General features: G+C 64.5%; 19 protein-coding genes. 14 read left to right on the forward strand and 5 right to left on the reverse strand.

Features of this window, described 5'->3' with window-relative positions; translation table 11 throughout:
• Nucleotides 1-83 precede the first annotated feature (83 nt).
• Nucleotides 84-959 (forward strand): AEC family transporter, encoded by an 876-nt coding sequence (locus HU763_RS12025; protein WP_186690360.1) that lies wholly within the window; start codon nt 84-86, stop codon nt 957-959.
• Nucleotides 960-1,089: 130 nt separating this feature from the next.
• Here HU763_RS12025 and HU763_RS12030 read toward each other — a convergent pair whose 3' ends face one another.
• Nucleotides 1,090-1,746 (reverse strand): HAD family hydrolase, encoded by a 657-nt coding sequence (locus tag HU763_RS12030; protein WP_186690358.1) that lies wholly within the window; start codon nt 1,744-1,746, stop codon nt 1,090-1,092.
• 100 nt (nt 1,747-1,846) lie between these two features.
• Between HU763_RS12030 and lexA the strand changes: the two genes are divergently transcribed.
• From lexA to HU763_RS12050, 4 genes are read left to right on the forward strand one after another with little or no spacing between them, the layout of a single operon-like run.
• Entirely contained in the window at nt 1,847-2,455 is a 609-nt protein-coding gene (lexA, locus tag HU763_RS12035; RefSeq protein ID WP_200625972.1) for a transcriptional repressor LexA, read from the forward strand.
• Nucleotides 2,455-3,075, forward strand: a complete 621-nt coding sequence (imuA, locus tag HU763_RS12040) for a translesion DNA synthesis-associated protein ImuA (RefSeq protein ID WP_186690356.1) — start codon at nt 2,455-2,457, stop codon at nt 3,073-3,075. The genes lexA and imuA overlap by 1 nt, the downstream gene beginning before the upstream one ends.
• Nucleotides 3,076-3,081: 6 nt before the next feature.
• A complete protein-coding gene (locus HU763_RS12045) occupies nt 3,082-4,500 on the forward strand; it encodes a Y-family DNA polymerase (protein WP_186690354.1) in 1,419 nt (472 codons plus the stop codon).
• Nucleotides 4,497-7,577 carry an error-prone DNA polymerase gene (locus HU763_RS12050; protein WP_186690352.1) on the forward strand — a complete coding sequence of 1,027 codons (3,081 nt, stop codon included), beginning with the start codon at nt 4,497-4,499 and terminating at the stop codon, nt 7,575-7,577. The genes HU763_RS12045 and HU763_RS12050 overlap by 4 nt, the downstream gene beginning before the upstream one ends.
• A 171-nt stretch (nt 7,578-7,748) precedes the next feature.
• Here the strand turns inward: HU763_RS12050 and HU763_RS12055 are convergent, their stop codons facing one another.
• Both HU763_RS12055 and HU763_RS12060 read right to left on the reverse strand, forming a co-directional pair.
• Nucleotides 7,749-8,570 (reverse strand): aldo/keto reductase, encoded by an 822-nt coding sequence (locus tag HU763_RS12055; protein WP_186690350.1) that lies wholly within the window; start codon nt 8,568-8,570, stop codon nt 7,749-7,751.
• Nucleotides 8,558-9,463: a LysR family transcriptional regulator gene (locus HU763_RS12060; RefSeq protein ID WP_186690348.1), complete on the reverse strand. Its 906-nt coding sequence runs from the start codon at nt 9,461-9,463 to the stop codon at nt 8,558-8,560. Before HU763_RS12060 ends, HU763_RS12055 begins: the two co-directional genes overlap by 13 nt.
• Nucleotides 9,464-9,604: 141 nt before the next feature.
• On the opposite strand from HU763_RS12060, the gene HU763_RS12065 reads away from it, so the two are divergent.
• The 9 genes from HU763_RS12065 to HU763_RS12105 all read left to right on the forward strand — a co-directional run bounded on the left by HU763_RS12065 (nt 9,605) and on the right by HU763_RS12105 (nt 18,005).
• The gene (locus tag HU763_RS12065) at nt 9,605-10,303 is read left to right on the forward strand and encodes a CoA transferase subunit A (RefSeq protein ID WP_170030045.1); all 699 of its coding nucleotides are present in this window, start codon (nt 9,605-9,607) and stop codon (nt 10,301-10,303) included.
• 35 nt (nt 10,304-10,338) lie between these two features.
• Nucleotides 10,339-10,995: a CoA transferase subunit B gene (locus HU763_RS12070; RefSeq protein WP_186690346.1), complete on the forward strand. Its 657-nt coding sequence runs from the start codon at nt 10,339-10,341 to the stop codon at nt 10,993-10,995.
• A gap of 112 nt (nt 10,996-11,107) precedes the next feature.
• Nucleotides 11,108-12,526: a short-chain fatty acid transporter gene (locus tag HU763_RS12075; RefSeq protein ID WP_186690344.1), complete on the forward strand. Its 1,419-nt coding sequence runs from the start codon at nt 11,108-11,110 to the stop codon at nt 12,524-12,526.
• Nucleotides 12,527-12,710: 184 nt separating this feature from the next.
• Nucleotides 12,711-13,253, forward strand: a complete 543-nt coding sequence (locus HU763_RS12080; protein WP_186690342.1) for a helix-turn-helix domain-containing protein — start codon at nt 12,711-12,713, stop codon at nt 13,251-13,253.
• 250 nt (nt 13,254-13,503) lie between these two features.
• A complete protein-coding gene (gene eppA, locus HU763_RS12085; protein ID WP_186690340.1) occupies nt 13,504-13,680 on the forward strand; it encodes an EPS-associated small membrane protein EppA in 177 nt (58 codons plus the stop codon).
• 230 nt (nt 13,681-13,910) lie between these two features.
• On the forward strand, nt 13,911-14,465 hold the full coding sequence (locus tag HU763_RS12090) for a polysaccharide biosynthesis/export family protein (protein ID WP_186690339.1): 555 nt from the start codon (nt 13,911-13,913) through the stop codon (nt 14,463-14,465).
• Nucleotides 14,466-14,489: 24 nt separating this feature from the next.
• Complete coding sequence (locus HU763_RS12095) at nt 14,490-15,605, forward strand: hypothetical protein (RefSeq protein WP_186690337.1); 1,116 nt, start codon at nt 14,490-14,492, stop codon at nt 15,603-15,605.
• 19 nt (nt 15,606-15,624) lie between these two features.
• Nucleotides 15,625-17,187: a GumC family protein gene (locus HU763_RS12100; protein WP_186690335.1), complete on the forward strand. Its 1,563-nt coding sequence runs from the start codon at nt 15,625-15,627 to the stop codon at nt 17,185-17,187.
• Nucleotides 17,188-17,198: 11 nt separating this feature from the next.
• Complete coding sequence (locus HU763_RS12105; protein ID WP_186690333.1) at nt 17,199-18,005, forward strand: CpsD/CapB family tyrosine-protein kinase; 807 nt, start codon at nt 17,199-17,201, stop codon at nt 18,003-18,005.
• Between the two features lie 60 nt (nt 18,006-18,065).
• Here HU763_RS12105 and galE read toward each other — a convergent pair whose 3' ends face one another.
• Together galE and HU763_RS12115 are read right to left on the reverse strand one after the other, a co-directional pair.
• Entirely contained in the window at nt 18,066-19,040 is a 975-nt protein-coding gene (gene galE, locus HU763_RS12110) for a UDP-glucose 4-epimerase GalE (protein WP_186690331.1), read from the reverse strand.
• Between the two features lie 108 nt (nt 19,041-19,148).
• Nucleotides 19,149-21,761 carry a cellulase family glycosylhydrolase gene (locus HU763_RS12115; RefSeq protein ID WP_420831044.1) on the reverse strand — a complete coding sequence of 871 codons (2,613 nt, stop codon included), beginning with the start codon at nt 21,759-21,761 and terminating at the stop codon, nt 19,149-19,151.
• Nucleotides 21,762-21,763 lie beyond the last annotated feature (2 nt).

Below are 21,763 nucleotides of genomic sequence, written 5' to 3' on the forward strand. Positions count from 1 at the left end.
TTTGCCCAAGGGGGCCGAGCATGCGACGAGACGCCGCAGCCTGCGGCATAATGCTGCCCCCATCCCCAAGCAAGGCAGGCCCCATGTTCGCCTCGTTGTTCGCAGTCCTGGCCCCGGTTTTCGTGGTTGCCGGCATCGGCTATGGCTGGGCCCGCAAGGGCCTGGACTACCCCACCGAATTCATCGCCCGGGTGGTGATGAGCATTGGCACGCCGTCCTTGGTACTGTCTACCCTGAGCCGTACCGAACTGCAGCCGAGCGCCTTCGCCAGCATGGCCATGGCCTGCCTGCTGTGCACCCTGGGCATGGCCCTGGCCGGCTGGCTGGTGTGCCGCGTTACGGGCCGACACTGGCGGGTGCTGTTGCCGGCGTTCATGTTCCCCAACACTGGCAACATGGGCCTGCCAATCAGCCTGTATGCCTTCGGCGAACATGGCCTGGCCCTGGCCGTGGCGTTCTTCCTGACATTGTCGATCGTGCAGTTCACCCTCGGCATGGCGATTTCAGGTACGGCTGCTTCGTTCAAGGCATTGCTGCGCAACCCCATCGTGATCAGCCTGGCCGGGGCCATGCCGATCATCTTTCTCGACTTTGAACTGCCCCGTTGGCTGGCCAATACCGTCAACCTGCTGGGCGGCATGACCATCCCCCTGATGTTGCTCACCCTGGGTGTGTCGCTGGCCAGCATCCGCCTGCGCCAGGTGGGCAGCGGCTTGCTGCTGGGTGGCTTGCGCATTGGCCTGGGGGCTGCGGTGGGCTGGGCGGTGGGCGTGGCGCTGGGCCTGGACGACCTGGCGCGCGCGGTGCTGGTGGTGCAATCGGCGATGCCGGTGGCGGTGTTCAACTACCTGATGGCAGTACGCGCCAACCGCGAGCCGGAGCAGGTGGCGAACCTGGTGATGTGCTCGACGGTACTGTCGTTTGCCTGGCTGCCAGTGGTGCTGGCCTGGTGGATGTAGAACGCAGACGCGGAAGTTCTCCTGAGGGTCTGTTCTTTGTCGATGTGCATGGGGGGCGGCATCGGGTTTATGGTGGCGTTGAGATCGAGCGCCGCGCGGGCGGCGCTCGATCTCGAACACACCACACATCTCAAACCCTGCGCTCGATCAACGCCCACAATCGCGGATCATTGAAATCATCGACCACCAACCCAGCCCCCGCCGCCAGCAACCGTTCCGGCGTCTGGGTCGTGGCCACGCCCACGGTGAAGATCCCCGCGCCGCTCGCCGCCGCCACCCCTGGCAGCGAGTCCTCGAAGGCCAGTGCCTGCCCGGCCTCGGCACCCAGCCGCTGCAGCCCGGTCAGGTAGGGCAGCGGGTCCGGCTTGGGCCGCGCCAGTTCCTCGGCCACCAGCACGTGCTCGAAATGCCGGCCCAGGCCCATGGCGCCCAGCATGTGTTCGGCATTGAGCCGCGGTGCGTTGGTCACCACGCACAGGCCCAGGGCATGAGCGCGGGCATGTTCCAGCAGGCGCAGCAGGCCGGGCATCGGCTCCAGGCTGGGCGACAGGGCGCGGAACAGCGCCTCCTTGCGCTCGGCCAGTGCCCGGCATTGCTCGGCACTGGCGCCGACAAACAGCTCGGCGAACAGCTCGCCATTGGCGCGGCCGCTGACCTGGGCCTCGAACTGTGCCTGGCTCAGTTCGCGGCCGTCATGCTCGTGCAGCAGCTGGCGAAACGCCTGCAGGTGCAGGGTGTCGGTGTCGGTGAGGGTTCCGTCGAGGTCGAACAGCAGGGCAGTCAGCATTGGGTATCCAGATAAAAAACCACGCGCCTGGGCATGATAGCGAAAGCTGACGACGAAGGGGGCTGTTCAGCGTGCTCCGAAAAGAGTACAAATGTGCTCCATGGATACTCTGACCCCCAAACGCCGCGCGATCTTCGACTTCATCCGCGAGCGCATCGCCGACCACGGCCAGCCACCGAGCCTGGCCGATATCGCCACGCGCTTCGGTTTTGCCTCGCGCAGCGTCGCCCGCAAGCACATCACCGCCCTGTGCCAGGCCGGCTACATCGACGTCACGCCGAACCAGGCGCGCGGCATTCGCCTGGCCGAACCGCTGCGCCGGCCGGAAATCCTCGAAGTACCGGTGCTCGGCCAGGTGGCGGCAGGTGCCCCCATCGGCCCGGACCTCGACATCCACGAGCAGCTGCTGCTCGACCCCAGCCTGTTTCGCCGCACCCCCGACTACCTGCTGAAAGTGCGTGGCGACTCGATGATCGACGACGGCATCTTCGACGGCGACCTGGTCGGCATCCTGCAGCAGGCCGACGCCCGCGACGGGCAGATCGTGGTCGCGCGCCTGGATGGCGAAGTGACCATCAAGCGCCTGCAGCGCCAGGGCAGCGGTTATCGGCTGTTGCCGCGCAACCCGGCCTATGCGCCCATCGATGTGCGGCCTGAACAGGAGTTCTTCATCGAAGGCGTATTCTGCGGCTTGCTGAGGCGTGACTGATGGGCGCGGTGGTCGATCTCGACAGGCTGCTCGACCAGCGCCGGGTATGGCGCGGCCGGCAGGCCCAGGCGCGGCCACTCGGGCTGCAGCCCACCGGCCATGCCGCGCTCGACGAACGCCTGCCGGAAGGTGGTTGGCCGGCAGCGGCCCTCAGTGAGCTGTTGCTGGCCAGCCCTGGCTGTGGCGAATTGCACTTGCTGTGGCCAACGCTGGCCCGCTTGAGTGCTGACGCTGGCCGGGTGGTGCTGGTGGCGCCGCCCTTCATCCCGTACGCCCCGGCCTGGCAGGCTGCCGGGGTGGACCTGCGCTGGCTGGTGCAGGTGGATGCCGAACCCGCCGATGCCTTGTGGGCCGCCGAACAGTGCCTGCGCTCCGGCAGTTGCGCGGCGGTACTGTGCTGGCCGGAACGTGCCGACGACCGCGCCCTGCGGCGCCTGCAGGTGGCCGCCGAAACCGGCCAGGCGCTGGCCTTTGCCTGTCGGCCGCAACAGGCGGCGCACAACCCTTCACCCGCCGCGCTGCGCATTGCCGTCGATACCCGCCCGGCACAATGGCGTGTGCTGAAAAGCCGTGGCGGCATGCCACCGGCGCTGCCTATCGCCTGCCCACGGCTGGGCTGATGCACCATGCTCTGGGCCTGCATCCTGTTTCCGCAGCTGGCGCTGGACACGGTCCTGCGTGAGCGTGACGACCCCGATACCCCCTTGGTGCTACTTGGTGGGCCGAGCCAACGGCGGGTGCTGCAGGCGGTCAACTCGGCAGCGGCCTCACTCGGCCTGCGGGCCGGGCAAACCCTGACCGCCGCGCGTGCCCTGGCCGAGGGGTTCAGCTGTGTCGAAGCCGACCCCAGGCGCATCGACCAGGTGCAACAGTTGCTGGCGGCCTGGGCCTACCGCTTCAGTGCCCAGGTCAGCCTGCACTACCCACGCGCGTTGTTGCTGGAGGTGGGCTCCAGCCTGCAACTGTTCGGTCCCTGGCCGGTGTTCGAGGCACGCCTGCGCCAGGAACTGGCGGAGCTGGGGCTGCGCCAGCGTATCGTCCTGGCCAGCAATCCGGTGGCGGCGCGCATCCTCGCCAACCGCCACGACGGCCTGGCCGCAGGTGATGCCGAGGCCACCCGAGTGGCGCTGCTGGGCATGCCCATCGAGCGTATCGGCCTGCCTGCGCAGGCTGCCGAGGCCTTTGCGCGCATGGGCCTGCGACAGTTGGGCCAGGTCCTGGCCTTGCCTCGCGACACCTTGGCCAGACGCTTTGCGGCCCAGGTGCAGCTGCACCTTGACCAGTTGCTTGGCCTGCGCAACCTGGGGCTGGCCTTCTACCAACCCCCGGACCGTTTCGAAACCCGCCTGGAGCTGAACTTCGATGTCGAATCACACCAGGCCCTGCTGTTCCCGTTGCGGCGCATGCTCAACGACCTTGCCGCATTCCTCGCCGGGCGTGATTGCGGCGTGCAGCGGTTCTGCCTGTACCTGGAGCACGCCGACGGGCCGGATACCTTGCTCAAAGTGGGCCTGCTAGCCGCCGAACGCGATGCCGCGAGGCTGTTCGAGCTGGCCCGCGGGCGCCTGGAGTCGCTACGCATTCCCGCCCCGGTGCGTAACCTGCGGCTGGTAGCCGAGGACCTGCCACCTTTCGTCCCACAGCACCAGGCATTGTTCGACCCGCGGGCGCAACAGGCGCAGCCCTGGGAGCAACTGCGTGAACGGCTGCGCGCGCGCCTGGGCGACGAGGCGGTCAAGAGCCTGAGCGTAGCCGCCGACCACCGCCCCGAATACGCTTGGCAGCCGGTAGCGCAGGGCGGGCAGGGCAACCTGCCGGTGGCCCCTGGCAGCCGCCCGGGCTGGTTGCTGCCGGCGCCGATGAGGCTGGACGAAACCGGCTACCGCGTGCAAGGCCATGCCGAGCGCATCGAGTCGGGTTGGTGGGATGGCAGCGACGTGCGCCGTGACTACTACCGTATCGAAACCCGCGACGGTCTGCGCGGCTGGGCCTACCGCGACCTGAGCCAGGCCGGCCCGTTGTGGCTGCAAGGCTGGTTTGCATGAACGCCCCGGGTTATGCCGAGCTGCATTGCCTGTCCAACTTCAGCTTCCAGCGCGGCGCGTCGAGTGCCGACGAGCTGTTCCGGCGTGCCCGCGAGCAGGGCTACCAGGCCCTGGCGATCACCGACGAGTGCACCCTGGCCGGCATCGTCCGGGCTTGGCAGGCGGCAAAGGAACACCAGCTGCAGTTGATCGTGGGCAGTGAAGTCCAGCTGCAGGACGGCCCCAAGCTGGTGCTGCTGGTGCAGGACCTGGCGGGCTACCAGAACCTCTGCGCGCTGATCACCCGGGCCCGGCGGCGCGCACAGAAGGGCGAGTACCAGCTGTTTCGCGATGACCTGCAGCAGCACCACCAGGGCCTGCTGGCCCTGTGGGTGGCCGATGACAGCGGCGATAGCGCTGCGGGGCAGTGGCTGTACAGCGTGTTCGCTGAGCGCCTGTGGCTGGCGGTGCACCTGCACCGGGGCAGTGACGATGCCGTGCGTCTCGAGCGCCTGCGCAGCCTGGCAGCCAGGGTCGGTATTCGTGCCGTGGCCTGCGGCGACGTGCACATGCACATACGCGGCCGCCGCGCCCTGCAGGATTGCATGGCCGCCATCCGCCAGCATTGCCAGGTGGCGGAAGCCGGGTACTTTCTGTTTGCCAACGGCGAACGTCACCTGCGCAGCCAGGCGCAACTGGGCGAACTCTATCCAGCCGACCTGCTGGCCGAGACCTTGGCCATCGCTGCGCGCTGCCGCTTCGAGCTGAGCGAGTTGAAATACCAGTACCCACGCGAACTGGTGCCCGAGGGGCATACCCCGGCGAGCTGGCTGCGGGCGCTGTGCGAGCAGGGGTTGCCGTCGCGCTGGCCGGGCGGGGCGAGTGGCAAGGTGCGGGAAGTGCTGGCCAAGGAATTGGCGCTGATCGAGGAGCTGGGCTACGAGAGCTATTTCCTGACCGTGCACGACATCGTCGCCTTCGCCCGCAGGCAGGGGATTCTTTGCCAGGGCCGCGGGTCGGCTGCCAACTCGGTGGTGTGTTTCGTCCTCGGCATCACCGAACTCGACCCCATGGAACACCGCCTGCTGTTCGAGCGCTTTCTCTCGCGCGAGCGCAACGAGCCGCCGGATATCGATGTGGACTTCGAGCACGATCGCCGCGAAGAAGTGATCCAGTATGTGTTTCGCCGCTACGGTCGGCACCGAGCGGCGCTTACCGCGGTGGTCAACACCTATCATGCCGCCGGTGCGGTGCGGGATGTGGCGCGGGTGCTGGGGTTGCCCGCCGACCAGGTGGATGCACTGGCCAAATGCTGTGGCCGCTGGAGCGATCGCATACCCGATGACCAGCGCCTGGCCGAGGCCGGTTTCGAGCCGGGCAGCCCTTCGCTGCGGCGGGTGCTGGTGCTGGCCGGTGAGTTGATCGGTTTCCCCCGGCACCTGTCGCAGCACCCGGGCGGCTTCGTCATTTCGCAGCAACCGCTGGACGAACTGGTGCCGGTGGAAAATGCCGCGATGCCGGAACGCACGGTAATCCAGTGGGACAAGGACGACCTGGACATGGTCGGCCTGCTCAAGGTCGACGTGCTGGCGCTGGGCATGCTCAGTGCCCTGCGCCGTTGCTTCGACCTGCTGTACCGCCACCGCGGCCGGCACTTGACCCTGGCGACCATCCCCGCTGAAGACCCGGCCACCTACGCGATGATCAGCCGTGCCGAGACCATGGGCGTGTTCCAGATCGAGTCGCGCGCGCAAATGGCCATGCTGCCTCGGCTGCGCCCGGTAACCTTCTATGACCTGGTCATCGAGGTGGCCATTGTCCGCCCTGGGCCGATCCAGGGGGACATGGTCCATCCTTACCTGCGCCGGCGCCTGAAGCAGGAGCCAGTGACCTACCCCTCGCCGCAGCTCAAGGCCGTGTTCGAGCGCACCCTGGGGGTGCCGTTGTTCCAGGAGCAGGTGATGGAGTTGGCCATGGTCGCAGCCGACTACAGCCCCGGCGAGGCTGACCAGTTGCGCCGCAGCATGGCTGCCTGGAAGCGCCACGGCGGCCTGGAGCCGCACCGCCAGCGGCTGGTACAGGGTATGTTGCGCAATGGTTACGAGCTGGCATTTGCCGAGCGCATCTTCGAGCAGATCAAGGGCTTTGGCAGTTATGGCTTCCCGGAATCGCACGCGGCCAGCTTTGCCTTGCTGTGTTATGCCAGCAGTTGGCTCAAGTGCCATGAACCGGCGATCTTTACCTGTGCGCTGGTCAACAGCTGGCCCATGGGTTTTTACAGCCCCGACCAGTTGCTGCAAGAGGCTCGACGCCAGGGCATCGAGGTCAGGCCAGTGGATGTCTGCCACAGTGACTGGGACTGCACGCTTGAGCCTGACGCGGGCGCGGCCCTGGCCATCCGCATGGGGTTGCGTCTGGTGCGTGGTTTTGCCGAGGCCGATGCCAGGCGCCTGATGCAGGCGAGGGCGCAGCGGGCATGGCGTGATGTCGAGGACGTGTGCCTGCGCGCAGGGCTCGACGCGCGTGCCCGCGCCCAGCTGGCCGATGCTGGCGCGCTGCGCGCCTTGGCTCGTGATCGCCATCAGGCGCGCTGGCAGGTGGCGGCGGTGCAGCCGCAGCTGCCGTTGTTCGCCGACGTGGAAGCTGTGCCGGAAGACACCGTTGAACTGCCTGTCCCCAGTGTGGCGGAGAACCTGATGGCCGATTACCAGACCCTGGGCACCACGCTTGGGCCGCATCCGCTGGCCTTGTTGCGTTCACGGCTGAGGGCGCTGGGCTGTCGCAGTTCGGCCGAACTGCAAGGTGTCGAGCATGGCGACAACATTGCCGTGGCCGGGCTGGTGGTGGGCCGCCAGCGGCCACAGACGGCCAGTGGCGTGACCTTCGTCACCCTGGAGGATGAGCACGGCATGCTCAATGTCGTGGTGTGGCGCGACCTGGCCGAGCGGCAGCGACGGGCACTGGTGGGGGCGCAGTTGCTCAAGGTCGGCGGGCGGCTGGAGCAGGCCGACGGCGTGCGTCACTTGATTGCGCGACGGCTGGAAGATGTCAGCCAGTTGCTGCAGGGGCTGGATGTGCGCAGCCGCGATTTCCATTAGGCCCAGGCCCCAGTACGCCATGCCTGCGAGGTCCCTTGTAGGAGCGGCCTTGTGTCGCGAAAGGGGTGCGAAGCGCCCCCAAGGCTGTGCATCACCGCAAGATTGCCGGGGCCGCTCTGCGGCCCTTTCGCGACACAAGGCCGCTCCTACAAGTAAGCCTGGTGTTGCCCGTCAGACCATCGCCAGGCGCTGCTTGCGCGTCGGCGGCGGGAACGCGCGGTCGATTGCCCGCAGGTCCTCGCTGGTCAAGGTCAGCGAACCCGCCGCCGCATTCAGCCGCACATGCTCGGGCGCCACGGCCTTGGGGATGGCGATCACCCCGTCGTTACGGGTCACCCAGGCCAGGCTGACCTGGGCTGCTGTGGCGCCGTGCCGTTCACCGATTTGCGCCAGCACCGGGTGCTGCAACAGGCGCCCAGCCTGGGCCAGCGGGCAATAAGCCATGGTCGGCAGGGCGCGCTGTTCGCACCACGGCAACAAGTCGAACTCGATGCCCCGCTGCGCCGGGTTGTACAACACCTGGTTGGTCGCGCAATCGGGGTTGTGCAATTCGCGCAAGTCGTCGACGTCGAAATTGGAAACGCCCCAACGCCTGATCTTGCCTTGCTCGCGCAAGCGCTCGAAGGCTTCGACGGTTTCTTCCAGCGGGTGCTGGCCTCGCCAGTGCAGCAAATACAGGTCGATGCAATCGGTGCCCAGGCGCGTAAGGCTGCGCTCGCAGGCAGCCGCCATACCGCGCCGGCTGGCATTGTGTGGGTACACCTTGCTGACCAGGAACACCTGGTCGCGGCGCCCGGCAATGGCCTGGCCAACCACTTCTTCCGCACCACCTTCGGCATACATCTCGGCGGTATCGATCAGGCTCAGGCCAAGCTCGATGCCTTGTTGCAGGGCCGCCACCTCGGCTGCCCGGCGGCCTGGATCTTCACCCATGTACCAGGTGCCTTGGCCGATGGCCGGAACGCTCGAACCTGCCAGTGTCACGTAACGCATGTCACCTCCGGAATGCGGGTATTGGAAAGCAGCACCTCGAGCAGCGCCTGCGCCGCCGTGGAAAGCTTGTGTTCGCTAAGGGCAATCACGCCGATGCGGCGCTCGACCGTGGGCTCGACCAGGGCCACGCAGCGGGCGCCAAGCTCCTGCATCTGGTTGATACACAACGCCGGCACGGCACTGACCCCCAGGCCACTGGCGACCATGCGGCCGATGGTGGAAAGCTGGTGGCTCTCGAACGCCACCGCCAGTTTGCCGTGCCGTGCGGCAACGTTCTGCTCCATCAGCAGGCGCACCGCCGAAGGGCGCTGCAAGGCCACGAAGTCTTCGCCCAGCAGTTGCGCCCAGCTGACCTGGGGCAATCGGGCCAGCGGTGAATCGGCCGGCACCACAGCAACGAAACGGTCCATGTACAGGGGGTGGAAGTCCAGGCCATCGATGTTTTCCGGTTCGAAGCCGATGCCCAGTTCGACGCGCCGATGGCGCACCAGTTCCAGTACCTGCTCGTTGATCACATCGTGCACGGTGACGTTGACCTTCGGGTAGCGCTGGCGAAACACCTTGAGCGCATGTGGCAACAGGTTGCCGGCGAAGGACGGCATGGCCGCTACCGAAACCCGGCCCAGTTGCAGGGTGAAGCGCTGGCGCAGCAGCTCTTCGGTGTCGTCCCAGTCGGCCAGCAGGCGCCGAGCCAACGGCAGCAGCACCTCACCTTCGGCGGTCAGGCTGACGCTGCGGGTGGTACGGCTGAGCAGGGCGCCCCCCAGGTTCTCCTCCAGGGCCTTGATGGTCAGGCTCAGGGCCGGTTGCGAGACATGCAGGTGCTCACCGGCCTGGGCGAAGCTCTGGTACTTGGCCACGGCGACAAAGGCGCGCAGTTGCTTGACATTCATGACGGGCCTGCTGGTTGTTTTGTAAAAATTATCAATCGATGACGAAAACAAAATTAACAAATCAGTCGCTTGCGGTGAAGATGTCCTCCACACGCTCACCGACAGCCTCGTCGGTTAAACAACTACAAAAGGCGGATCAGCATGGCCGGACTGGACAAGCGCGTTGCAACCTATGAACAGGCCCTCGAAGGCCTGACCGACAACATGACGGTACTGGCAGGCGGTTTTGGCCTGTGCGGCATTCCGGAAAACCTCATCAACGAAATCAAGCGGCGTGGCGTCAAGGGCCTGACCGTGGTCTCCAACAACTGCGGTGTCGATGGCTTCGGCCTTGGCGTGCTGCTGGAAGACCGGCAGATCCGCAAGATGGTCGCCTCGTACGTGGGCGAAAACGCCGAATTCGAGCGCCAGTTGCTCAGCGGCGAGCTGGAAGTGGAACTGACCCCGCAGGGCACCCTCGCCGAGAAGATGCGCGCTGGCGGTGCCGGCATCCCGGCCTTCTACACGGCCACCGGCTACGGTACCCCGGTAGCCGAAGGCAAGGAAGTGCGCGAGTTCAACGGCCGCAAGTACATCCTCGAAGAATCCATCACCGGTGATTTCGCCATCGTCAAGGGCTGGAAGGCCGACCACTACGGTAACGTGGTGTACCGCAACACGGCACAAAACTTCAACCCGCTGGCGGCCACCGCCGGCAAGATCACCGTGGTCGAAGTGGAAGAAATCGTCGAGCCCGGCGTACTGCTGCCCAGTGAAATCCATACCCCGGGCATCTACGTCGACCGCGTCATCGTCGGCACTTTCGAGAAGCGTATCGAAAAGCGCACCGTCAAGGCCTGAGCGCCATCCATCAGAACAACAAAGAGACCCTGACCATGGCACTGACCCGCGAACAGATGGCGCAACGCGTCGCCCGTGAATTGAAAGACGGCTATTACGTCAACCTCGGTATCGGCATTCCGACCCTGGTGGCCAACTATGTACCCGCCGACATGGATGTGATGCTGCAATCGGAAAACGGCCTGCTCGGCATGGGCGAGTTCCCCACCGAGAGCACCCTGGATGCCGACATGATCAACGCCGGCAAACAGACCGTCACCGCCCGTCGTGGCGCCTCGATCTTCGACTCGGCGCAATCCTTCGCCATGATCCGTGGCGGCCACGTCGACCTGACCGTGCTGGGCGCGTTCGAGGTGGACGTGCACGGCAACATTGCCTCGTGGATGATCCCCGGCAAGCTGGTGAAGGGCATGGGCGGCGCCATGGACCTGGTGGCCGGTGCCGAGAACATCATCGTCACCATGACCCACGCCTCCAAGGATGGCGAGTCCAAGCTGCTGCCGCAGTGCAGCTTGCCGCTGACCGGTGCCGGCTGCATTCGCAAGGTGCTGACCGACCTGGCCTACCTGGAAATCGCAGATGGCGCCTTCATCCTGCGTGAGACCGCGCCCGGGGTGAGCGTTGAAGAAATCATCGAGAAGACCGCCGGCAAGCTGATCGTGCCGGATGATGTGAAGGAAATGACCTTCTAATCATTCGCCGCAAACTGCCCCCGTAGGAACGCCCTTTCGCGACACAAGGCCGTTCCTACGGGTTTTTTGCGTTGCTGTTGTATCCAATAAAACCAATAAAAGGAATTGAACCGTGGCCGCTGAAATTCAAGACAGCCGCTCCGCCCGCTTTGCCTTGCGCTGCTCCAACTGGGCCGAACGCTGGTTCCCTGACTCCTGGGTATTCGCTGCCCTGGCGGTGATGCTGGTGGGCATCGGCGCCCTGGCCATGGGCGCCAAGCCGACCGACACTGCCAAGGCGTTTGGCGATGGCTTCTGGAGCCTGATCCCGTTCACCATGCAAATGGCCTTCGTGGTCATCGGCGGCTACGTGGTGGCCAGTTCGCCGCCCGCCGCGCGGCTGATCGATCGTCTGGCGCGCATTCCCGGCAATGGCCGCTCGGCGGTGTGCTGGGTGGCACTCATCTCGATGCTGGCGTCGTTGCTCAACTGGGGCCTGTCGCTGGTGTTCGGCGGCCTGCTGGTGCGCGCGCTGGCGCGGCGTACCGAGCTGCAGATGGACTACCGCGCCGCCGGTGCCGCTGCCTACCTGGGCCTGGGCGCCGTCTGGGCGCTGGGGCTGTCGTCGTCGGCGGCGCAGCTGCAGGCCAACCCGGCCAGCCTGCCACCGTCAATCCTGTCGATAACCGGGGTGATCCCGTTCACCGAAACCATCTTCCTCTGGCAGTCCGGGGTGATGCTGGCCGCGCTGGTAGTGGTCTCGCTGGTGATCGCCTACGCCACCGCGCCTGGCCCGAACAGCGCGCGCAGTGCCCAGGACTGTGGGGTCGACCCCAGTTTCAGCGCGCCACCGGCACCCCAGCGCACCCGCCCGGGCGAGTGGCTGGAGCACAGCCCGATCCTGATCCTGCTGCTGGTCGCGCTGGCTGCCGGCTGGCTGTACCAGGAGTTCGCCACCAAGCCGGCAATTACCGCCATTTCCGGGCTGAACACCTACAACCTGCTGTTCCTCATGCTCGGTGCCTTGCTGCACTGGCGCCCACGCAGCTTCCTGGATGCAGTAGCCCGTGCGGTCCCGACCACCACCGGGGTGCTGATCCAGTTCCCCTTGTATGGTTCGATCGCGGCCATCCTCACCCAGGTGAAGGGGGTCGATGAACAGACCCTGGCCCATCATATTTCCTTGTTCTTCACCCAGATCGCAACCCATGACACCTACGCCGTACTGATGGGGGTGTATTCGGCAGTACTGGGCTTCTTCATCCCCTCGGGGGGCGGCAAGTGGATCATCGAGGCCCCTTACGTGATGCTGGTGGCCAACGACCTGCAGTACCACCTGGGCTGGGCGGTACAGATCTACAACGCCGCCGAAGCCCTGCCGAACCTGATCAATCCGTTCTACATGCTGCCACTGCTGGGCGTGCTGGGACTGAAGGCGCGCGACCTGATCGGCTTCTCGTTCGTGCAGTTGCTGGTGCATGTGCCGCTGGTGCTGGTGCTGCTGTGGGCACTGGGTACCACACTGCAGTATGTGCCGCCGGTAATGCCCTGAAGCCGGGGGCGCTTCGCGCCCCGGCGCGCCAAACCGGCTCCCACTTTGGCCGCATCGATCTCAAGCCATGCGCAGCCACTGTGGGAGCCGGCTTGCCGGCGATGGCCTGCGCAGTAGCCCCAGCATTTCCTTGGCAGTCCACGTATCATTGCCCGGCTGCTTTCGCCTGGGAATCCGCGTTTATATGTCTATCCGATTGAAACTGCTGCGCAAGAAACTGGGGATGACCCTGGAAACGCTGGCCGAAAAGACCGCCATGACCAAAAGCTACCTGTCCAAGGTCGAGCGTGGCCTGAACACACCGTCGATCGCCGCCGCGCTGAAACTGGCGCGGGCGCTGAACGTCAATGTCGAAGAGCTGTTCGCCGAAGAACAGGCCGGCCAACACCGTTACAGCCTGGTGCGCCATGCCCAGCGCCAAGCCCTGGTGGGTGACGGGGCAGGGCCGGGGTACGCGGCCTTGACCAGCCAGGTCGGGCAACGCAGCCTGTTGCCATTCCTGATCCAGCCCCCGCTCGAGTTCAGCGACCCCACCTTCAAGGAACACCTTGGCGAGGAGTTCTTGTTCGTCCACGCCGGCCAGGTAGAAGTGGACTTCATGAACGAACGGGTGCTGCTGGAGCAAGGCGATGCCCTGCATTTCAACGCCCAGACACCGCATCGGTTGCGCTCGGTGGGGCCGTTGCCAGCGCAGTTGCTGGTGGTGGTGCACCACGCCGATGAATGAAGCCACGGAGCCGTAGTGCCCCGGCCGTTGCCTTTCTCAGCGATGAAACGCTATCAGCGCCGACGGAGCACGGGCATGCACAATTTGTCTGTCGTTTTTTTGACGAATCGCTCGGGCGCCTATTGAATTTTATTATTGTGTCGAATCATTGACGCATTGCCATTGTGCTCATAAGCTCAATTCAACAGCGAACAACTCCTGCACTACCACGCCAATAACTTATTGATTTTCCTCTTTAAAGGAGGGGCGTATGCGCACGGCTCTGATAATCAAATCGATGTCTTTGCTGGCGCTGTTAAGTGGCGCGGCGCGCGCAGCGGATTTATATATCAACCAGAACAGTGTCATCCCCGTGTCAACCGCAGGTTGGCTGTTTGCCTTTGCCGTCGTTGGTTTTGTGGCAGTTGCCAATAGAAGGAAGATCTGAGCGGCTGCGGCCGCGCCTTCCTTGTCAATTTGCCATCCGTTGCTATATTGCCAGTAGCCCTTGAAGGTCCACGGTTGCTGGCAGCGTAGCCCAGGCTGCACAGCGTCAAGGTGAAGGCCTCCAGGCAGGTGAGGCGGTCGCGGCGGGCGTATGCCGCAATGCGGAGCGAGCGTTGGTGGGCTGTTCTCATTCAGTGCTCTTCGTCGGGCCTTTGGGCCGGAGGGACCCTCATGGTGCGTTCAATGTTTGCCGCGTTCTGCCTGTTGATGCTGGGGGCCGGTGCCAGCAATGCCGAACCGAACAGTACCTACCTGCTCAGCCCCGGCGATGTGGTGATGGTTTCGGTGTGGCAGGAAGACAGCCTGCGTCAGGAAGCCACGGTACTGCCCGATGGCAGTATTACCTTTCCCCTGGCCGGGCGTATCGAAGTTGCCGGGCTGGATGTAACGGCGGTGGAAAAACAAGTGGCCGCCAAACTCGAGAAATTCCTCCCCGACCCGAACGTCAGTGTGGTCGTCAAGAGCATCGCCGGCAACCTGGTTTATGTTCAGGGCAAAGTGATCAAGCCCGGGCCGGTACAAATGGCCGGCCCTACTGCAGTGCTGCAGGCCCTGAGCATGTCCGGCGGCCTGGACAAGTTTGCCGATGAAAGCGAAATCAAAGTCGTGCGGGGTGCCGGCGCTTCCCAAAAAATCCTGCCTGTGCGATATAAAGACCTGGTGTCGGGCAGGGACATGTCCACCAACATCCAACTTAAGGCTGGCGATACGCTGGTCGTTCCTTGATCTTGCCTTTAATAAGAACACTTAATGCCTCTTCTTAGAACAACTCGCATTGCAACGGCAATCTTGGTCTTGCCATTTACCGACGCCGCCCTGGCGGCAAATTGGCAGTCGACGGTGGTAGTACCGACCTCCGTCGAATACGACAGCAACCCTTTGCTGCTGTCGTCGGATGAAAAGGGCATAACGCGCACGATCATCGCGCCCGATTACACCCTGATCGGCACTTTCGACCGTGATGAATTGCGCTTGGGGCTGGGCATGCATGTCATGCGTTCGTCCGACACGGCCGTGGTGGACAACCGTGAGGACCCGGATGTGAGCCTGGGCTGGCAACGCCAGACCGAACGTGGGCGCTTTGGCCTGCTGGCGCGCTACAACGAAAGTTCGACGCTGTCGGGGACAGTGCTGGATACCGGTGTGGTCACCACCGATGGCACGCAGAAGCTCTATACCCTGACCGGCAACTGGAGCCAGGCAGTCACCGAACGTAGCACCTTGAGCAACGAGACCACCTACAACCGGGCGCGTTATGACATCAGCACGCTGACCGGTTACGACGAACTGGGCAACGTGTTCACCTGGACCTACGCCTGGAGCGAGCGGGCCGATGTGTACAGCCGCTTTGACGTGCGCCGCTACGAGCCCGAGCAGGACCAGACGGCAACGGCTTCGAACAGTTACAGCCCGGCGATTGGCGTCAAGTATCAGTTGTCCGAACGCCTCAGCGCCGATGTCCACGTCGGTGCCACTGAAGTCTCCGGTAACGAAGGCGGTGGGCGTGGCGAGGGCGGTGTGGCGCTGCTGTACACCGGTGCGCGTGCCCTTGCCAGCTTCACTGCCGAGCGCAGCACGGTGGCCAGCGCCGAGGGCGGCTTCGCCCAGCTGGACCAGGTGCGCGGTGTATGGAGTTACGCGGTCAGCGAGCTGACCCGGGTGGGGGCGGACGCCGCCTGGCAGGACAGCAAAGGGCAGACACCCAACACCCTGCAGACCTACAGCGTGTGGGCCAGCCGCGAGTTTTCGCCGTACTGGGACCTGCGCCTGTCGCTGATGTACAAGCAACGGCAGCAGGATCGCGAAGCCGATGCGAGCGCTACGATCGTGGGTTTGACGTTGACGTACAGGTACCCCGACATCTGAACTTCAGGCAGGTGGCCCCATGAAGTCTGACTACGAACTGTCCCTCAGAGATTACATCGCCATTATCAAGGACCGTGCCCTGTTATTGGTGGTGAGTATCGTAGTCATTCTGGCGGCGACCGTCGCAGTCGCGGTGATGGTGCCACCGATCTATCAGTCGGCCGGCACCATCCTGGTGGAGTCGCAGCAGATTTCCCCCGAGCTGGTGTCGACCAACAACACCAGCTTTGCCGACGAACGCATCGAGGTGATTCGCCAACGAGTGATGACCCGCGAGAACCTGCTACGCATCATCGACAAGTACAACCTGTTCGCCGACGAGCGTTTCAGCGAAAGCGACAGGATCGACCAGATGCGCAGTGCCATCGTGGTCCAGCCGCTTACCACCTATGTACGCGGGCGGGGGGAAGCGACCGTGGCGTTCAATGTGTCGTTCGAGCACAGGCAAGCGCAAGTGGCCAAGCAAGTCGCTGATGACCTGGTCACGCTGTTCCTCGACGAGAACCTCAAGCAGCGCACCGAGCGCGCCAACGAAACCACCGAGTTCCTGACCCAGGAAGCGAACAAGCTGGGGGCCGAACTGGCCAGCCTGGAGAACCAGCTGGCAGACTTCAAGCAGGCCCATGCCAACGCCTTGCCCGAGCACCAGACCCTGCGCATGAACATGCTGTCGCGCTCGGAGCTGGAATTCCGCGAAGTCGACCGCGACTACAAGGCCGCCCAGGAAGAGCTGCGTTACCTGGAGCTGGAATTGTCCGCGGCCAATGCCGGGCTGGCCACCAAGGTTGGCGAGGGCCCGCGGGCGACGACTGCCGACGAGCCCCAGGACCTGCCAAGCCTGAAGGCCGAGTATGCCCGGCTGCTGAGCCGCTACAAGGAAGCCCACCCCGACGTGGTGGCGGTCAAGCGCAAGATCCAGGCACTCCAGGCCAGCGGCAACGCAACAGCGGCGGTTTCCACCGGCAACCTCGATGCCGCGCGCGTGCGGGCCAAGATCAGCGCGGCACAGGAGCGCATCGCGTCGCTGGCCGAGCAAAAACGCGAACTGACCAGGAAGATGGAAGGCTACGAGGCCGAGATTCTCGAGGCGCCGCAGGTCGAGCGTGGCCTGGTGACCTTGATGCGTGACCATGACAACGCGCGCAAGAAGTACGAGGAAATCCGTGCCAAGGAGATGGGCGCGAAGATCACCGAGAGCCTCGAGCAGGAAAACAAGGCCGAGCGCTTTGTGCTGCTGGAACCACCGCTGCTGCCCGAGAAGCCGATCAAGCCCAACCGCAAGAAGATCGCCGCCCTGGGCCTGGTGCTGGCACCGGCCGGGGGTGGTGCGCTGGTGATGCTGCTGGAAATGTTCAACCAGCGTATTCGCGGCGTCGGCGCCCTGGAGAACCTGCTGGGCAGACGCGTGCTGGTGGCGCTGCCATACATCGATACCAAGGCCGACGTGGCCCGGCGCAAGCGTTGGCGCAACTGGCTGTTGCTGGCGGCGCTGGTACTGGTGGCTATCCTGATGGTGCTGGTGCACGTGTTCTACCTGCCACTGGATGTGCTGTTGTTCAAAGTCATGTCTCGGTTTGCATAAGGAAAGCAGCGATGGACGGGACCAAGCCGGCTGTTGGCCACACGCTTCACCCGGTGACCCCGGGTACCCCGCAGGCATTGTCTCCAGCCCCTGGCACGGCGCTGAGGGAAATGCCTGGCGAGTTCGACTACGTCAACACCAAGGTGGTGCCGCTGCGCGCCGAGCACCTGGAGCGTCACCGCATCGTCGCGTACAACAAGAACTCCAGCATGAACGGGCCGATCGACCTGCTGCGCACGCAAGTGCTCAGGGCGATGGACGAGAATGGCTGGCGCACCCTGGCCATCACCTCGCCAACGCCTGAAGCGGGCAAGACCGTGCTGGCCATCAACCTGGCCATGAGTATCGCCCACCACACCACCAGGACTGCATTGCTGGTGGACTTCGACCTGCGTCGGCCCAAGGTCGGCAGCAGCCTGGGCCTGCCCATGGAGCAGTCATTGAACGAGTTCCTGAGCGACCAGGCCGAGTTGCAGGACTGCCTGGTCAACCCGACGCTGCCACGCTTCGTGGTACTGCCCACGCGGGTGCCGGTGCCGATGTCCACCGAAATGCTGTCGTCGCCCAAGGTGAGCAACCTGGTCAGCGACCTGCGCAACCGCTATGAGTCGCGCATCTGCATTTTCGATTTGCCACCGTTGCTCAGCTCTGACGATGCGATCACCGTGATACCCAAGTTCGATTGTGTATTGCTGGTGGTGGCCAACGGCATGAACAACAAGAAGGAAATCGAGGATTGCCTGCACCACCTGGCCAGGGTGAACCTGGTCGGCACGGTGTTGAACAAGGCAGACGAGCAACCGCGAACCTATTACTGAACCATTTGCTGCCAGGCAGGCATAGCGCATACCCGCTGCCACAGGTGTGCCCGGCGTGCCCTAGCGCTGGCGCATCAGCCATGGATACTGCAACTCCCACTGCCACGCATGCCGCACGATCTGTTCCAGCTCGGCAAACTGCGGGCGCCAGCCCAGTACACGCATGGCCTTGCCAGCATCCGCCACCAGCCGCGGCGGGTCGCCCGCACGGCGCGGGGCATCGAGGCTGCGAATCCGTCGGCCGGTCACGCCACCGGCGGTATCGATAACCTGCTGCACCGAGAAGCCCAGCCCATTGCCCAGGTTGAACGCGGTGCGTTCGCCACCTGCCAGCAGGTAATCCACCGCCAGCGCATGGGCCGTCGCCAGGTCGGCCACATGCACGTAGTCGCGGATGCAGGTGCCATCCGGCGTGTCGTAGTCGCGGCCAAACACCGTGATCGCTTCACGCCGGCCCGAAGCGGCCTGCAGGATCAGCGGGATCAGGTGGGTTTCCGGGTCATGGCATTCCCCCAACTGGCCCTGCGGGTCAGCGCCGGCGGCGTTGAAATAGCGCAGGCACACCGACTTCAGGCCGTAGGCGCGGTCGAAGTCCTCGAGAATCTGTTCGACCATCCACTTGCTCAGCCCATAGGGGTTGATCGGCCCCTTGGCATGCGCTTCGTCGATCGGCACATACTGCGGGTTACCGTAGACGGCAGCGCTGGAAGAAAACACCAGGTGCCGTATGCCGGCATTGACCATGGCCTGCAGCAGGCTGAGGGTCGCCGCGACATTGTTCTGGTAGTACTTGCCGGGCACGCTGACCGACTCGCCCACCTGGATGTACGAGGCAAAGTGGAACACCGCATCGAAGCGGCAAACAGCGAACAGCACATCCAGGGCCGGCTCGTCGGCGATGTCCAGTTTCGCCCACTGCACACCAGGGCTGGGTGAGACCAGATCGGCCACTACCACCTCATGGCCAGTACCGAGCAGATGCTTGACCATGTGCGAGCCAATGTAGCCTGCGCCACCGACAACCAGAAACTTCATCCAAGCCTCCTGGACTCTGCTGTTGTTCAGCCGCAGTGAATCATCCCTGGTCAAGACCGGGCGGGCGCTTCAGCTACAGGTCTGTTTGAGGGTAGATGGCCATATGCCCTATTTCAAGAACAGCCAATTGGACATGTACTGGCCATCGAAGGTGATGCGGTAATGCCCATCCTGGTAGGCCACGGGCAAGGCCTTGAGTTGTGCCGCTGGCTCCCGGGCGTACAGTTTCAGGCCAGCAGGCGCCTTGATGTTCAAGGTGCCGGCAAGCGGCTCGACGTTGAACGCTGTGTTGGCATCGGCTTTGGGCATGGCCCGGGTGCCCAGCGACACCAGCAGCTCGCGCGACTGGCCCAAGGGGCGACCGTCCAGGCTTTGCACCACGACGCTGGCATAGGGTGTCTGTGCCTGCACCTGGATGGCGTCAAGGCTGATCGAGCGGCCACCCAGCCAACCGCTGGCGGCTTGGGTCAGCGCGGTGTCGATGGTGTAGATGCCTTGTTGCCAGTTGCGTTTGAGTTCACCCGTGTCGGTAACTGCCTCGTTGGCGTTGGCCGCCAGCAAGGCTTGCCCCGGGTCGTTCAGCACCTGCGCATCGGCCGGGATGGCGGCAGGTTTCAGCCAGGGCAGTTCCGGCGTTTGCGGCAGGGCGATCTGCAATTGGCCCTTTTCCATGGCCGTGCGCAGCAGCACGGAATTGCGCGGGGTGATTTCCTGGCCGTACAGCGTGGCAGGCGTCGGTGCGAACACGTAACGGGTGGTGGCCGGGTGCACGTCCGCACGGCGGTAGAGCAGGGCGGCAGCGGGCAGGGTAGCGAGCATCGCCGGGTCGTTGTAGGCGTGCCAGTTGTCCGCCGTGCGCCAGCCTGGATTGAAGGCTTGCTGGCTGTAGGCATACTGCAGCATGGCGTCCCAGCCCTGGTGGCTGGCGGTAGCGGCCACATACAGCGGCAACGAATGACGATCGGGCAGCGGGAAGGGCTCGGCGTTCCACTCGCTGACGGTCATCGGCTTGCCGACCACCTGGGCGGCAGCGAGCCAGTCGATCATGCCGTCGCTGGTCAGTGGGTTCTTCTCCAGCTGGCCATTGGCGCCGTAGCTGTGGGCATCGATTACATCGCCTGCGCTCAGCGCTGGCAGCGCACTCAGGCCATTGCCGCCCCAGGTGCTGGTGGTAGCGATCGGTACTTTCACGCCGAGGTTGCGCAGGTGCGCAATCATGTCGGCATTGAAACGTTGTTCCAGGTCGTTGAGGAACAGCTTCGACGGGCCATGCTCCCAGGCATGCCAGGTAAGGTCGCTCGGCAGCCCATGCTGGCGGGCGAACGCCTTGGCAGCGTCCATGTAGCGTGCGCTGTGGCGGGGCACGTCCTTGTCTGGCAGCAAGGCGTTGCCGTAGTGCTGGGTGAGGTCGTCCTCGTTGGTGATCAGCACCGCGGCAATCGCCGGGTCATCCTTGTAGGCCAGGCCGGTGTACGGGTTCACATGGCCCAGGTACTGCTCGGCAAAGCGCTTCATGGCCTGCTGGATGCTGCGGTTGACATAGGCGTAGCCCTTCAGGTCGACATGATCCTGGCCCTTGGCGATCTCCTGGAAGTCGTCAATGTCGTCGTTGGCGGTAAGCGCGCGCTGGACGTGCATGTCCAGCCAGACGTAGATGCCTTCGTCCTTTAGCGCCTTGATCCACAGGTCGAGCTTGCGCATCGACTCGGCATCGAGTTGGCGGGTATCGCGTACCACGGTGGCGTCGCCGAACACGTTCGGGCTGACCCACGGCGAGTCGTGGTGGTGCAGGCGTACCAGGTTGAAGCCCAGCGCCGACAGGCGCTTGGCCTGGTGGCGGATTTCTTCGTCCGGGCTTTTGAACAATGCATAGGCGGACAGGTTGGTACCCCAGAAGCGCGCCGGGGTGTTGTCCTCGAACAGCAGCTGTTCGCCGACAGCCCTGACGAAGCCGCGCTTGCCCGCGGGCTTTTCCGCAGCGTTGAGGAACGACAGGTCGACCGGCGAGGTGCGCCAGTCCAGATGGTCATCCGGCCAACGGTTGGGGTCGGTCAGGCCGAAGCGTTCGCTGGGCGTAGGCCCCAGCTCGATGTCACCGCTGACGTTCAGTACCGCCTTGATCTGCTGCTGGCCGGCGTTGATCGGGTCGCCGTAGAGAAACGCACGCAATTCGGACGGGTTGCCGCGCTCGAAATACACCTTGGCCAGCGGCGGGTCGAAGCGCATCTCGATGCGTCGACCCTGCTCAGCCTTGCCCCACGACCAGCCACGGTTGCCGGGCAGCAACTGCGGCGCCCCCATGCCCCCGGCAATTTGCCCCGGGTCGAACTGGAACACCATGCCACCGCCCATCACCCCGGCCTGGCGACTGTGCGCGGCAAGGTCGAAAACCCAGCTCAGGGTTTGCGCCTGCTCCTTGCGTATATCCGCCGCCAGGTCGAAATCCAGCGCCTTGTTGCTGCCCTGCAGCGTGTAGTGGTAGGGGCCATTGACCTTGACCGCGGTGTCGAAGCCGGTCCAGCTCCAGTTGGCCGCCCAGAAGTCGAACTTGGCTTTCATCACCGGCCCGCCGCCGAGGGTCACCATGGGCAGGCCATTCTGTTCATCGACACTGACTTGCCACGCCGATGCCCAGCCGCCAGATGGCAGCAGGGCCAGGCCGGCCAGGGCCGAAACGCGCAGGGTTTGCATGGCCGAGCGGCGCAGCAGAAGCAGGTTCATAG

Source organism: Pseudomonas anuradhapurensis, from assembly GCF_014269225.2.
Classification (GTDB): domain Bacteria; phylum Pseudomonadota; class Gammaproteobacteria; order Pseudomonadales; family Pseudomonadaceae; genus Aquipseudomonas; species Aquipseudomonas anuradhapurensis.